The organism is Bacillus cereus group sp. TH152-1LC (assembly GCF_027710505.1).
Classification (GTDB): Bacteria; Bacillota; Bacilli; order Bacillales; family Bacillaceae_G; genus Bacillus_A; species Bacillus_A mobilis.
In genome coordinates this window covers 211,605-225,428 of record NZ_JAQFNK010000003.1, presented here as the reverse complement: position 1 = coordinate 225,428, position 13,824 = coordinate 211,605, and the positions used below count along the sequence as shown (strand labels likewise).

The window sequence follows — 13,824 nt, the reverse complement described above, 5'->3', positions numbered from 1 at the left end:
GGCTAGTATGAGGTTGACTGGAAAACAAACGTGGGTATTCCAAAATGATATTTATGTGAATGCAACCGGTACTGCTGTCGGTCCAAAAGAAGCTGAAGGCCCTCTTGGAAAGGATTTTGATATTTCATACGATGATTTACATTGTGGAGAGGAAAACTGGGAACTTGCGGAAAGAAGATTAATGTCAGATTCAATTCAGCAAGTCTTGCAAAAAGGAAATGTAAAAACATCACAAATTGATTTCTTTTTAGCGGGTGATTTATTAAATCAAACAGTGACAGCAAATTATGTTGCGCGTAAGTGGGGGATTCCCTTTTTAGGGATGTTTAGCGCTTGTGCAACCTCGATGGAGACTTTAGCGGTTGGATCAGCCTTTATAGATGGTGGATTCGCAAATCGTGTTTTAGCGACAGTAAGTAGTCATAATGCGACGGCTGAAAGACAGTTCCGTTATCCAACAGAGTATGGGGGACAAAAACCAGGAACAGCAAATTCCACTGTTACAGGTGCGGGATCCATATTAATTAGTAAAGAAAAAAGTGCCATTAAAATTACGGCAGCTACGATTGGAAAAGTGCAAGATTTAGGGATTGCAAATCCTTTAGATATGGGATCGGCGATGGCACCTGCTGCTGCTCACACAATTCAACAACACTTTGAAGATTTGAAGAGAAGTGCAGCAGATTATGATTTAATTGTTACCGGTGATTTATCAGCTATTGGGACACCGATTGCGAAACAACTGTTATTGGAAGAAGGTTATGATCTTGGGCATATATATAATGATTGCGGATTAATGATCTATAATTCCGATCAAGAAGAAGTATTTGCGGGTGGTAGTGGCTGTGCTTGTTCAGCTGTTGTCACGTATGGTCATTTATTAAGCGAGATGCAAAAAGGGAATTTACAACGAATTTTTGTTGTTGCTACTGGTGCGTTATTAAGCCCGATGATGATGCAGCAGAAAGAAACCATTCCAACAATTGCACATGGTGTTGTATTTGAGAGAGTGAAGGGAGAGTGAATTGTGGATTTTATATATGCATTTCTTGTAGGAGGCGCCATTTGTGTAATTGGACAGGTATTTTTAGATTTCGCGAAGTTAACACCAGCCCATTTAATGGCTACCTTTGTAGTTATAGGAGCCGTTTTAGATGGGTTCGGATTGTACGATAAGCTTATAAAGTTTGCTGGTGCTGGGGCGACAGTTCCTATTACAAGTTTTGGACATTCACTATTACATGGGGCAATGCATGCGGCAGAAAAACACGGATATATAGGGATTGGTATGGGTATGTTTAGTTTAACGTCTGCAGGCATTTCTGCAGCGATATTATTTTCATTTTTTGTAGCACTTATATGTAAACCGAAAGGATAAATCAAATGAGACGAAGGGTTGTTTTGGTCACAGATGGAGATGAATATGCAAAGCGAGCAATTGAGCTTTTAACGAAGGAATTTGGGGGAAGGTGTATTTCAGCATCACAAAGTAATCCAACCAAATTGACAGGGAAGAAAGTTGTTGAGCTTATTATGCAAACGCCATATGACCCTGTATTTGTCATGTTTGATGACAGTGGATTTATTGGAGAAGGATCTGGTGAAAAGGCTTTAAAATATGTAGCCACACATAAACAAATTGATGTACTGGGGATTTTGGCAGTGGCGTCTAATACACATCATTGGGAATGGGCACGTGTAGATGTAAGTGTAGATCGGAACGGGAATTTAACCGAATACGGTGTTGATAAATTTGGACTTCCAGATGGTGAAATTGGCAGAATTAGCGGCGATACAATTTATTGTTTAGATGATCTGAATGTTCCTGTCATTGTGGGAGTTGGTGATATTGGTAAGATGTGTGGCAATGACGAATGGGAGAGAGGATCACCAATCACTAAAAAAGCAATTCAATTAATTTTGGAAAGGAGTGGATTTTATGACGAAGCCTAAAAAAGTGGATATCCCTATTTCATCTTTTTTGAGTGATAATGAAAATTATTTAAAGCAAACAGTTGGACTAGGGGTTACATATGATGTTGGCATACGTAAATTTCAAATTTTAAATAAAGAAATTGGTGTGTTGTTTGTAAATGGACTTTGTGATACGAATTATATTATCCCTATTTTAGAAGAAGCGGTGGATACAAATGAAATAAGGGATGTAGAAGAAGATACTGTGAAGCTTTTAGAGAATCGTTTAATTCATCAGCAAGTAAGCAAAGTGAAAACGATGGATGAGGTAATGCTCCAAGTATTATCAGGACTCATCATTATATTTGTAGAAGGTGAAACAGAAGCGTTTGCGATAGATGTTCGTAGTTATCCGGGCCGGACGCCGACTGAACCAGATACAGAAAAGGTAGTACGTGGTGCAAGGGATGGATTTGTTGAAAATATCGTTGTAAATACAGCGTTAATTCGTAGAAGAATACGTGACCCACGTCTCCGAAACGAAATGATTCGAGTAGGAGATAGATCACAAACGGATATTTGTATTACATATGTACAAGATGTTGCAAATCCAGATTTAGTTAAGATTATAAAACAAGAATTAAATAACATCGATGTCGATGGAATTACGATGGCAGATAAAACAGTGGAAGAATTTGTTGTAAAGCAAAGCTATAATCCATTCCCACTTATTCGGTATACAGAAAGACCAGATGTGGCGGCGAATCATATATTAGAAGGACATGTGTTAGTACTAGTTGATACATCACCAAGTGCTATGATTACTCCAACAACATATTTCCACCATTTACAGCATGCAGAAGAGTTTAGACAAAATCCGGCTGTCGGTACATTTTTACGCTGGGTACGCTTTTTAGGTGTCTTATTCTCCTTGTTTTTACTACCATTTTGGTTAGTATTTGTATTTGATCCAACTCTTTTACCAGCAAATCTTGCTTTTATTGGGCCAAATAAGATGACGCATTTACCGATTTTATTACAAGTGTTGATGGCCGAAATCGGACTTGAGTTTTTAAGGATGGCAGCCATTCATACTCCAACGCCGTTATCGTCTGCAGCAGGACTAATTTCCGCCATATTAATTGGTCAAATAGCAATTGATGTAGGTTTGTTTGTACCAGAAGTTATTTTGTATGTAGCAGTTTCTATGATCGGCGCATATGCAACACCGAGTTATGAATTAGGACTCGGAAATAAGATTGGAAAATTATTTGTTATTATTTTAACCGGTCTCTTCCATGAGATGGGATTTGTAATAGGTATGACGATATTACTTTTATTTTTAACATCGATAAAGAGTTTACAAACACCATACTTATGGCCATTTCTACCATTTGATTGGGGAGCTTTAACGAAGATTCTAATCCGCCCAACAATGTCTAGTTTAAAAGTGCGCCCAAGTATTGTAAGGCCTCAAAATGTAAGAAGGCAAAAATAAGCAGGATTAATCTCCTGCTTATTTTTTATTGAAAATTTATTGTTTTTTAACAAAAATCAAACATTTTTTGTGTACACTTAGAGTAGATATTGTGTATGAAAGGGGAAGAGGACATGATTAAATTATTTGTAAGTGATTTAGATGATACGCTCGTTTACAATGTGAATCATATGCAAAAAGAAGATGAACGTGCAATTAGTTGGTTAGCTGAAAAAGGGACAAATATTTGTTTTGCCTCTGGCCGCTTTACTCATCGAATTGATGAAGTCGTAAATAGGTTTGCATTCCCGTATTACACAACTAGTTTAAATGGAGCAACGATGTTACTGCCGGATGGACAAATATTTCATGAATCAAGTTTTGAAGATGGGATTGCCCAGGAAATATATCGATATATCCATAAAAAGGGACTAGCAGATATTGTTTGTGCAAATGAGCAACGGTATACAAAAAGAAAGAACGAACATCATCACACTTTTGAAACATATATGGGCGTGCATATTGCTGAGATAGAAGCATTAGAAGAGGAATTTGGTAAGACTGTACATCCTGCGAAATTGTTTGTTTTTGGGGAAGAAGAGACAATTGCAGCATTAGATCAAGAGTTACGAGATACATTTCAGAGCGAAGCAGAAGTTTTTATGTCTGGTAAACGCTATGTTGACATTATGCCAAGGGGAGTAAGTAAAGGAAGTGCTTTAAGACGATTAATGGAACATTTACAAATTGAAGCAAATGAAGTTGCATGCATTGGAGATTCTTTCAATGATATTTCTATGTTTGAAGTAACCCCGCATTCATTTACTCTTCATCATGCTCATCCATATGTGAAGGAGAAGGCAAATCATATTGTTCGTTCGGTTGAAGAAGCTGTTATGAAATTGCCGTTACTTGTATAAAAAAGAAGCTCGCTACTAGCGAGCTTCTTTTTACTTGAATAATGATTTAATAAAATCAATGATACTTGAGAAGAAATCTTTAACTTTATCTAGGAAACCTTGCCCTTCTTCAGATCCTAAAAAGGCAGAAACGTGTTCTTTTGCTTTATTTAACTGACTGCCAACTTGATTCCAATCGATATTAAGATTTTTCATTTTATCAAATAGCGCAACTAAGTTATCTAACTGTTCATCCGTTAATGTAATACCAAGTTGATCCGCAATTTTTTTAATTAATGAACGTAAATCTTCAGTCGTTTTTGGCTGTTCTTTGGCAATTTCTTCTTTAATTTTTGCAACAAGTTGAACTGCTTTTTCTTCACCAATTTTATCGCCGAGCTGGGCTGTTTGCACCATTTCTTCATTGGCTACTTTTTTAACTTCCTCAGGAATTGCTTTGTTTGATGTTGTTTCGTAGGCTTTCATTAAACCGGTTAAAGCAGCAGTTCCTGAAACTTTAAATGGTGCAGTAATTTGAATTTCTGCATCTTTCACACCTGCTGTAATAAGTGCGTTTGTGTACATTGCATCTGTTATCGAATTAATGTTTTTTGAACGTACAATGAGACCAGATCCTGGCTTTGTGTATGTAATCATAGAAGAGGAAATTGCTCTCGTACCAATTTGCGCTTTTGGAACAATCCCTTCTAGAAATTTATGTTCTTCCGCATTAGACACAGTAATGATTGTAGCATCTTTTGGTGCTTTCATTTCTTTTAACAGATCTTGTTTTTGTTGTTCAGACAAGTTTTCTCCTAGTGTAACAATTGATTCTCCTTCGATGATGTCTGCAAACGAAGCTGTTGGCATCATAAATACCGTTACAGCTAATAGCAGAGCTAGTAATTTCGTTTTCACGAAAAATCGCTCCCTTTCTCTTTCTAAAATTTTCGGGCAACACAGTTATTATAGTATATATTTCTTATTTGTCACCTAGCTTTTTCCACATTTCAAAAAAGAAGTATGTAGATTGTCGGATTCTTTTTGTTTCTAGTCATGAATGTGGTAATATAGTGCTGAGATAGTTGAAAGGAGACATATACATATGAAAACTTTAGGATACATATTAATGGAAAATGGTGAAAAAATCGATTTAGAATTTTTCCCAGAAGAGGCACCAAAAACAGTAGAAAACTTTAAAAAACTAGCAGAGCAAGGATTTTACGATGGTGTGACATTCCACCGCGTTATTCCTGGCTTCGTAAGCCAAGGTGGAGATCCAACAGGAACAGGTGCAGGTGGCCCAGGTTACTCTATCCCATGTGAAACTGATGGAAATCCTCATAGACACCTTGTAGGATCACTTTCTATGGCTCACGCTGGCCGTAACACTGGCGGTAGCCAATTCTTTGTTGTTCATGAGCCACAACCACATTTAGATGGTGTACATACTGTATTCGGTAAAGCAACAAGCGGTATTGAAACAGTATTAAACATGCGTCAAGGCGATGTAATGAAAGAAGTTAAAGTTTGGGAAGAATAAGTTAATGGGAAAAGAGAGCTAAGGCTCTCTTTTTTGTTTTTTTAATAGGAATGGGGATTTCGTTTGCGGTACATGATACAAGTAGTACTGTTATTGTAGTGAAAATATGGCGCTTATGAGAACAAAATTTTAACAAATTACATAGAATACATTAGATTACATGTTTCAATAAATATTTTTTATTACATTCAATTTGCTAGAATTCATTTGCTCTCAGGTGATAATGAGTGGTGGATGTTTATTTTCGCTTTCATATAACAACGTTTCACCTTCTATCTACTTAGCAAAAATAGTACTGAAACATATATTTGACTTTCTTCTTTTCGCTTTGTATGATTATCAAGTTGTTTTTAGCCCTTCTCACTCTGTTGAAAATATTGTAAAATGAATGTGATATGAAAAGAGTGGTTGAGGGGATTAATAGTTTGTAACTTTTGTAAGAAGGGATAAGGGTTATGTTAATTCGTTTTAAAAAAAGTTATGAAAAGATTGCAATGGGGCTTCTTTCATTTATGCCAACGGAAAAAGATGTGAAAACATTACAATTGACTATGAAAGATTATGAAGCAAAGGATGATTGGCAATTGTATTTGTGGAAACAAAACGAAGATTTTGTTGGGATAATGGGGATTGTAAAAAAAGAGAATCAAGTTTTGGAAATTCAGCATTTGAGTGTGAACCCATCTCACCGTCATATGGGTATTGGGACGAAGATGGTACAAGAGTTAAAGAGCAAATTTCTTGAGTTTACAATTTGCGGAAATGAGCAAACAGCAAGTTTTTGCAAAAAGTGTAAAGGGCTTGAACAAAATATACATTCGTGAAAGCAGAGATAAGTAGTTTATTATCTCTGCTTTCTTTTTTGTAATTGCTCGTTTCGTTCAGTAATGACTTCTGTTCGATCACGTAATGTGTGCTTATGTATTATATATTCACTAGAAGAAGCATTCGCGTCTTTCCAAGGGAGGTTTTGTTTCTGACATAATTCGATGCAATGATTTTCTAATGCTGTATCTGATAATGGTAAAAATAACGGTGTGAAGTTTTCTTCTTTCTGTATAGATTGCAATCTATCCTTGAGTAAGAATAGGAGTTGTGTGGCATTTATTCCTAAACGTAGTAAAGGTGCACTGTTTTTTTCTAAAATCGTTATGGCGCTTTTCATCATCTTTTCTGCGCCATTCCAGTTAGAGCGTCTTTGATGGTATAAAGAAACTGCAATTTGAATGAGCCCAACTAAATAATGATCACGATCTCCTCTTGGTTTTTCTTTCCAATATTCTTCCAGTATTTCATGGCATTCAAAATAATCATAATCTCCGTGAAAATGAATTAAAAATTGTATGTATTCGGTAGGATACATGTTCTTCACCCCTGTTTAACGGTTATAAATACAAGTGTATCATAGAAATATGAACAATAAACGACTAGGGAATTTTCCCTAGCCGTTATTGTTCATATTAGCAGAAGCAAGCTGCCCCTACAATAATTAGTAAAATAAACAATACAACAAGTAATGCGAACCCACCGCTAAAACCGCAATCAACGTGACCCATAGTTTTTTGACCTCCTACATTGTTCTTACTACACTGTTATCATATGAAGCGATGGGCATGATGACATAGGCATCGGTCTATTTTTAATTAAATTTCTTAAAAAGGTTGGATAGAACATGAGTATGCTCTATACTTATGTTGTTATAGAAAAAATGTGGTGGGATGCTTTGTGCAGTATAATTTTAAAGTAGAGGCTTTTGAAGGGCCTTTAGATTTATTGTTACATTTAATACATCGTTATGAAATTGACATATATAATATTCCTGTAGCGGAAATTACAGAGCAGTATTTATCTTATGTTCATACGATGAAAGAACTACAATTAGATGTTGCAAGTGAGTATTTAGTAATGGCTGCGACTTTATTACAAATTAAAAGTAAAATGTTGTTGCCGAAACATGAAGAAGATGTACTTGATAACGGTGATGACTTTATAGATGATCCTCGTCAAGAATTGATGGAGAGGTTAATTGAATATAAGAAATATAAGCAAGTTGCTACTGAGCTAAAAGAAAGAGAACTAGAAAGAGCACAGCTATATACACGTCCGCCAATTGATTTTACATCATTGCAACAAGAAGAGGAGACAAACCTGCCTCTTGATGTTACGTTATATGATATGCTAGCGGCATTTCAAAAATTAATGCGCCGTAAAAAAGCAAAGAAACCTGTAACAACACGTATTACTCGTCAAGAAATACCAATTTCACAGCGCATGACTGATATTTTAAAGCAGTTAGAAATACAAGGTGGTCGTCAAAGTTTTTATGATTTGTTTGTTGATGATGAACGGGAAATAATGGTTGTAACATTTTTAGCGGTTCTTGAGCTTATGAAAAATCAACAAATTATAATTGAACAAGAACATAATTTTGATGAAATTTTCGTATCAAGCTCTACTAAATCTGCATAGAGTTAGTATGATAAATGAGATAGAAATAGTTATATCTCATGCTAGGTTTGAATGTATCGTTTGGAACAAGAGAAAAAATATTGAACCGAACGCATGAATTGTGATTCGGTTTTTTGATGTGTATTTTTATGGAGAAAATAGGAGGAAGGAGCTCGTAAAATGGATAGAGCAGAACAGAAATCAATCATTGAAGGGCTTTTATTTGTGTCTGGTGATGAAGGGATTTATCCAGAACAAATAGCGAAAGTCCTTGAAGTTGAAGGAAATGAAGTAATCGATATTTTAGAAGAAATGCAAAAAGAATGTGAAAGTGCACACCGCGGTTTGCAAATTGTACAGTATGCAAAAGTATATCGTTTTGCTACAAAGAAAGAACATGCTTCGTACTATCAAAAATTAATAGATATCCCAACAGCTGCTTCACTCTCTCAGGCTGCTCTAGAAACGTTAGCGATTGTGGCATATCGTCAACCAATTACAAGGACTGAAATGGAAGAGATTAGAGGCGTAAAAACTGATAAGGCGTTACAAACGTTAGTTTCACACTTACTTATAAAAGAAATGGGAAGAGCAGAAGGTCCAGGGCGTCCCATTTTATATGGAACAACGAAAGAATTTTTGGATACATTTGGATTGAAAACATTAGATGATTTACCGGCACTTTCTGAAGAGAATGAACAAATGAATGAAGCAGATTTATTCTTTGGTTCGTTACAGGAGATATCGAAATAAAAGCTTAGCATTTTGCTAAGCTTTTTTTGTATATCAATTTTATACCGTGCCATACTAATTGAAAAAAAGGAGACGAGTTATGAGAAGTATACGAAGTATCTTATTGTTAGTTTCTGTTTTGTTATGCTTTTCTTTAAATAGTACATCGGCTAAAAGATATATGATGTCTATTCATACCGCGTCTCCTTTACATGCGCAGCGGCAACATTTTGGTAAAATGAAAGTGAGTTTTTTAAAAGTTGGCCAAGGTGATGCAACACTTATTACATTGCCAAATGGACAAACGATGTTAATTGACGGGGGACCTTATGAAGCTGGTGAGGTTATCATTCAAAAACTAATCGAAAAAGGGATTAATCATTTAGATGTTATCGTCAGTACGCATCCTGATATGGATCACATTGGAGGATTGATTCCGATTGTAGAGCAAATGCCGGTATCACTTATATTAGATAGTGGAAAAACGTATAGTTCTTTTACGTATCACACATACCGGAATCATATTAAAAAAAGAGGAATTCCTTTCGTTTCAGTAAAAGAGGGACAATACATACCACTAGATCCGCATGTTTCCATACAAGTATTAAACAATGGGAAATCAAAAGATGAAAATAATGAATCTTCAATTGTGTTAAAGATACGATACGGAAAAGCGGATTTTTTACTAATGGGTGACGCTGATGTGCGGACGGAAACTGAAATATTAAAGCAATTTGATGTACATGCAGATGTGTTAAAGGTGGGACATCATGGCTCATATACTTCGACAAGTGAAATATTTCTAAAGAAAGTAGAGCCACAGTTCGCAATTCTTTCATATGGAAGCAGAAATCCGTATGGGCATCCGCACCAAAGTGTAGTGAGACGCTTAAAACAGCGTGGTATAATGATATATGGAACAAATAAACGTACAGTAGAAATGGAAACAGACGGTGAGCATATTACAATAGGAACTAGTGGATTAATGCCACTACTTAAATGAGGAATAGGATACGAGGATATTCTCCCTTTTTGGAAAACTGAATAACATATATTATAATTGTGAGAGATGCAATAATTGTCCTTTTTGTTAAACAAAAAGGAAATTTCATTCGAATGTCTAGACAACTACTCGTGCATATATTAAGATGGAATTAGGCGAATAAGGTAATAATAACAAGTAGGTATTTCATGGGAAAGGATCGATGAAAATGAAAACGCAAGTTGTCATCAATGCCAAAATTTATACAGGTCAAGAAGTAGTGGAAAACGGATTTATTCGTTACGCAGAAACAATTAAAGAAATTGGTTTGATGGCTCAATATGTATCACAAGAAAATGAAGCGGTTTTAGATGCGGCAGGGAAAATTGTGATTCCAGGTATGATTGATGTTCATATTCATGGTGGATACGATATTGATGCGATGGATGCAAATAGCGATGGATTAGTAACTCTAGGTAAAGAAATGTTAAAAGAAGGAGTTACAACTTACTTCCCAACAACAATGACACAAGCTCCAGAAGCAATCGAAGCAGCACTACATGCTGCGAAGGAAGCGAAAGAAAAAGGAGCACATTTCGAATATATTCACTTAGAAGGACCGTATGTTTCAAAAAAACGTGCAGGTGCACAACCACTTGAACATATTGTTCCTGCGAATATTGACCAATTTAAACAATGGCAGGAAGCAAGCGGGAACCTAATTAAATTAGTAACATATGCACCTGAAGAAGAAGGTGCGTTAGAGTTTGAGCAGTATCTTGCTGAAACTGGTGTTGTTGGCACAATGGGACATACAGATGCAATTGATGCACAACTAAAAAATAGAAACATTACACATGCAACGCATTTATACAATCAAATGCGCGGATTACATCACCGTGAACCAGGAGTTGTTGGTCATGTGTTATTAAATCCAGATGTAATGGTTGAAGTAATTACAGATGGTATTCACATTCACCCTGATATGGTGAAATTAGCATATAAATTAAAAGGACCGAAAAAAGTAAGTGTTATTACTGACGCAATGCGTGCAAAAGGTCTTGAAGATGGATTATATGAGCTTGGCGGACAGCCAGTACATGTAAAAGATGGTAGTGCTCGATTAGAAGATGGAACGTTAGCTGGTAGTATTCTAAAAATGGATCAAGCTTTCCGAAATGTAATTGAATTTACAGGTTGTTCAATCGAAGATGCAGTACTAATGACATCAGTTAACCAAGCAGAAGAGTTTGGATTAAATCATAAAGGTGCATTAGCGGTAGGAAAAGATGCAGACTTTGTTGTGATGAATGAAGATTTACATGTATATGATACGGTTCGTTTAGGAATTCATATGAAGGAAGGGAAGTAATTAGATGAATATTCTTGTTGTAAAAACTCCAGAAGAACTAGCAGAAGCAGGTTATAAATTAATTGAAGAAGTTGTAAAAACAAAAGAAAATCCAACATTAGGAATGGCTACAGGAAGCTCTCCATTAGGTATTTATGCAGAAATGCGAAAAAATAAACTTGATACAAGCCGTGTAACCACTGTAAACTTAGATGAGTACGTAAATTTACCACATGAAGATAAAAACAGCTATCACTATTTTATGCAAGAACAGTTGTTTGATCATCTTCCATTTAAACAAACTTATGTACCAAACGGGATGGCAAGTGATTTAGAGGAAGAGTGCAAACGTTACGAGGGCATTCTAGCTGCTAACCCAGTTGACCTACAGATTCTTGGAATCGGTGAAAACGGTCACATCGGATTTAACGAACCAGGAACACTGTTTAATTCTCCAACAAACATTGTTGAATTAACAGAATCTACACGCCAAGCAAACCTTCGCTTCTTCGAAAAAGAAGAAGATGTGCCAACTCATGCGATTACAATGGGAATCGGAAGCATTATGAAAGCGAAACAAATTCTACTTGTTGCTATGGGTTCTAAAAAGGCAGAAGCTGTTAAAGAATTATTGCAAGGTGAATATAGTGAAGCGTGTCCTGCTACAGTTTTACAACGTCATCCGAATGTAACCGTAATCGCTGATCAAGAAGCTCTATCTTTATGCAGTGAGGCGATTGCTGATGAACATCGACAAGTATTCACCATTTCCGATCTATTATCAGATTCAAGAGTGGGTGAAACAGCTAATTGAGGACGGCGAATGGAAGCCGGGAGATAAAATCCCATCTGAGAATGAACTTTGCGATAAGTTCGAAGTGAGTCGTATGACAATCAGACAGGCGATTAATAATTTAGTGGAACAAGGTTATTTATATCGGAAACGTGGAATTGGTACGTTTGTCCAACTTCCGAAAGTGGAACAAAAATTGCAAGGAATGACGGGATTCACAGAAGATATGATTTCTCGTGGGATGAACCCAAGTAGTCAATTACTTAGTTTCCGCCTAGTTCCAGCTACTGCGAAAATCGCAGACCGCTTGAGAATACAGGAGGGAGAGTCGGTTTATGAAGTGAGGCGTATTCGCTTAGCTGATGATGAACCGATTGCTTTTGAGACGACATATTTGTCGCCAGCTCTTGTAAAAGATATTAACGAAGAAATATTGCAACAATCTTTATATGAACATTTAGAGAAGAAACTGGGCTTTAAACTTGTTAGCGCTACTCAATCAATTGAAGCTTCAATTGCAACGGATAATGAAGCGGAACATCTGCATATTCCTAAAAAGGCGCCAGTGCTTGTAATGCGTCAATGGTCATATTCAGAAGGTGAAGTACCGTTAGAGTATGTGAAATGTATTTATCGTGGGGATCGTTATAAGTTTATTACAAACATCGCACGTAACAAATAATATATTTCAGTTCGTGAAGTACAGTTAATGTCAAATTGTTTAACATGTAAAGAAAAAATACGACTCATCCTTACAAGGAGTGAGTCGTATTTTTATTATGAGCAATTACGTGGTTAACAGCATCTTTAACTGTATTTACTACATAGTGAGCGTGTTCTTTTACTGCTTCATCTGCTTGAGACATAGCAAAACTGTGAGGAGTTAAAGAAAACATTGGGATATCATTATAAGAATCCCCTATGCAAGCAACTTCATCTGGTTGTATTTGAAACTCTTTTAATAAAACAGAAATAGCAGCCCCTTTACTAATATTGGGTGGCATTACATCTAAACATTGTTCTGCTGAAATGAATGTACTAACTTTTCCGTGGAATTTTTCATCAATTTTTTTCTGAAGGAGTTGTAAGTTTTCCTTTGTTCCACCGACAGAGATTTTATTTGGAAAAATTGTATCATCAATTTTCTGTAATAGGTGAGGTTCTTCAACAGAAGTCATCGTTACTTGTTGTTCGAGCTCATGAATAAACGGTGTCTTCTCTTCAATGTAATAATTATGCTCATCACTTACATAACGAAAATAAGGATCTTCATTTGTCATTGTTAACAGATCAGGTAGAATACTCGAATCGAATGTTGCGGATAATAGTTGCTCGTTTTCATGTGTGTACACGAAAACACCATTTACACTAATGCGATGGAAATTTGTATTTACAGCTTTCATTAAGTCTGCAATTTCATTATCAAGTCGGCCAGAAGCGAAACAAAGAATAACATTTTGCTCAGCAAGACTACGAAGTGCTACAAGATCCTGTTCGTCAATTAATCCTCCGTGTTGCATCATTGTACCATCGATATCACTTACAAACATTTTAATCATGTTGTTATCCCCTTTCTATGTACAGTTGCTCTTACATTATACGCATCATATATAAACATGTCTAAAAAATGAATTTTTATGAAATGGTAGATGTTTTACATTGACGACAAAGAAGAATGTTCTGTA

Annotated in this window: 17 protein-coding genes; 13 read left to right on the top strand and 4 right to left on the bottom strand. The window is 36.0% G+C overall.

The annotated features are described in order from the left end of the window. Positions 1-7 precede the first annotated feature (7 nt). From spoVAD to PDL00_RS10850, 5 genes are all read left to right on the top strand, one after another. Positions 8-1,024 carry a stage V sporulation protein AD gene (gene spoVAD, locus PDL00_RS10870; protein ID WP_098585013.1) on the top strand — a complete coding sequence of 339 codons (1,017 nt, stop codon included), beginning with the start codon at positions 8-10 and terminating at the stop codon, positions 1,022-1,024. Positions 1,025-1,027: 3 nt separating this feature from the next. Further along, positions 1,028-1,378, top strand: a complete 351-nt coding sequence (gene spoVAE / locus PDL00_RS10865) for a stage V sporulation protein AE (RefSeq protein WP_270728982.1) — start codon at positions 1,028-1,030, stop codon at positions 1,376-1,378. Between the two features lie 5 nt (positions 1,379-1,383). After that, positions 1,384-1,953 (top strand): stage V sporulation protein AE, encoded by a 570-nt coding sequence (locus PDL00_RS10860; RefSeq protein ID WP_073516360.1) that lies wholly within the window; start codon positions 1,384-1,386, stop codon positions 1,951-1,953. After that, positions 1,940-3,412 (top strand): spore germination protein SpoVAF, encoded by a 1,473-nt coding sequence (gene spoVAF, locus PDL00_RS10855; protein WP_270728978.1) that lies wholly within the window; start codon positions 1,940-1,942, stop codon positions 3,410-3,412. The genes PDL00_RS10860 and spoVAF overlap by 14 nt, the downstream gene beginning before the upstream one ends. A gap of 95 nt (positions 3,413-3,507) precedes the next feature. Beyond that, positions 3,508-4,311: a Cof-type HAD-IIB family hydrolase gene (locus PDL00_RS10850; protein WP_270728977.1), complete on the top strand. Its 804-nt coding sequence runs from the start codon at positions 3,508-3,510 to the stop codon at positions 4,309-4,311. 30 nt (positions 4,312-4,341) lie between these two features. On the opposite strand, the gene PDL00_RS10845 is transcribed toward PDL00_RS10850, so the two are convergent. Next, a complete protein-coding gene (locus PDL00_RS10845) occupies positions 4,342-5,208 on the bottom strand; it encodes a DUF1002 domain-containing protein (protein WP_270728976.1) in 867 nt (288 codons plus the stop codon). A gap of 187 nt (positions 5,209-5,395) precedes the next feature. Between PDL00_RS10845 and PDL00_RS10840 the strand changes: the two genes are divergently transcribed. After that, positions 5,396-5,833 carry a peptidylprolyl isomerase gene (locus PDL00_RS10840; RefSeq protein ID WP_000853785.1) on the top strand — a complete coding sequence of 146 codons (438 nt, stop codon included), beginning with the start codon at positions 5,396-5,398 and terminating at the stop codon, positions 5,831-5,833. A gap of 455 nt (positions 5,834-6,288) precedes the next feature. Continuing rightward, a complete protein-coding gene (gene ribT, locus PDL00_RS10835) occupies positions 6,289-6,657 on the top strand; it encodes a GNAT family N-acetyltransferase RibT (protein WP_000908397.1) in 369 nt (122 codons plus the stop codon). 20 nt (positions 6,658-6,677) lie between these two features. Here the strand turns inward: ribT and PDL00_RS10830 are convergent, their stop codons facing one another. Together PDL00_RS10830 and PDL00_RS10825 are read right to left on the bottom strand one after the other, a co-directional pair. After that, the gene (locus PDL00_RS10830; protein ID WP_242253860.1) at positions 6,678-7,196 is read right to left on the bottom strand and encodes a DUF309 domain-containing protein; all 519 of its coding nucleotides are present in this window, start codon (positions 7,194-7,196) and stop codon (positions 6,678-6,680) included. A gap of 97 nt (positions 7,197-7,293) precedes the next feature. Continuing rightward, positions 7,294-7,389 (bottom strand): YjcZ family sporulation protein, encoded by a 96-nt coding sequence (locus PDL00_RS10825; RefSeq protein ID WP_000510194.1) that lies wholly within the window; start codon positions 7,387-7,389, stop codon positions 7,294-7,296. A 169-nt stretch (positions 7,390-7,558) separates the two neighbouring features. On the opposite strand from PDL00_RS10825, the gene scpA reads away from it, so the two are divergent. From scpA to phnF, 6 genes are all read left to right on the top strand, one after another. Next, on the top strand, positions 7,559-8,302 hold the full coding sequence (gene scpA / locus PDL00_RS10820; RefSeq protein WP_061679113.1) for a segregation/condensation protein A: 744 nt from the start codon (positions 7,559-7,561) through the stop codon (positions 8,300-8,302). Positions 8,303-8,461: 159 nt separating this feature from the next. Next, positions 8,462-9,034 (top strand): segregation/condensation protein ScpB, encoded by a 573-nt coding sequence (scpB, locus tag PDL00_RS10815; RefSeq protein ID WP_242253859.1) that lies wholly within the window; start codon positions 8,462-8,464, stop codon positions 9,032-9,034. Between the two features lie 79 nt (positions 9,035-9,113). Continuing rightward, on the top strand, positions 9,114-10,016 hold the full coding sequence (locus tag PDL00_RS10810; RefSeq protein ID WP_242253858.1) for a ComEC/Rec2 family competence protein: 903 nt from the start codon (positions 9,114-9,116) through the stop codon (positions 10,014-10,016). A 208-nt stretch (positions 10,017-10,224) separates the two neighbouring features. Continuing rightward, positions 10,225-11,367, top strand: a complete 1,143-nt coding sequence (nagA, locus tag PDL00_RS10805) for an N-acetylglucosamine-6-phosphate deacetylase (RefSeq protein ID WP_270729201.1) — start codon at positions 10,225-10,227, stop codon at positions 11,365-11,367. Positions 11,368-11,371: 4 nt separating this feature from the next. Next, positions 11,372-12,160 (top strand): glucosamine-6-phosphate deaminase, encoded by a 789-nt coding sequence (gene nagB, locus PDL00_RS10800; protein ID WP_001024205.1) that lies wholly within the window; start codon positions 11,372-11,374, stop codon positions 12,158-12,160. Next, positions 12,090-12,821 (top strand): phosphonate metabolism transcriptional regulator PhnF, encoded by a 732-nt coding sequence (phnF, locus tag PDL00_RS10795; RefSeq protein ID WP_002194085.1) that lies wholly within the window; start codon positions 12,090-12,092, stop codon positions 12,819-12,821. Before nagB ends, phnF begins: the two co-directional genes overlap by 71 nt. Positions 12,822-12,891: 70 nt before the next feature. Here phnF and PDL00_RS10790 read toward each other — a convergent pair whose 3' ends face one another. Beyond that, positions 12,892-13,698: an HAD family hydrolase gene (locus PDL00_RS10790; protein WP_270728973.1), complete on the bottom strand. Its 807-nt coding sequence runs from the start codon at positions 13,696-13,698 to the stop codon at positions 12,892-12,894. Between the last annotated feature and the right edge of the window lie 126 nt (positions 13,699-13,824).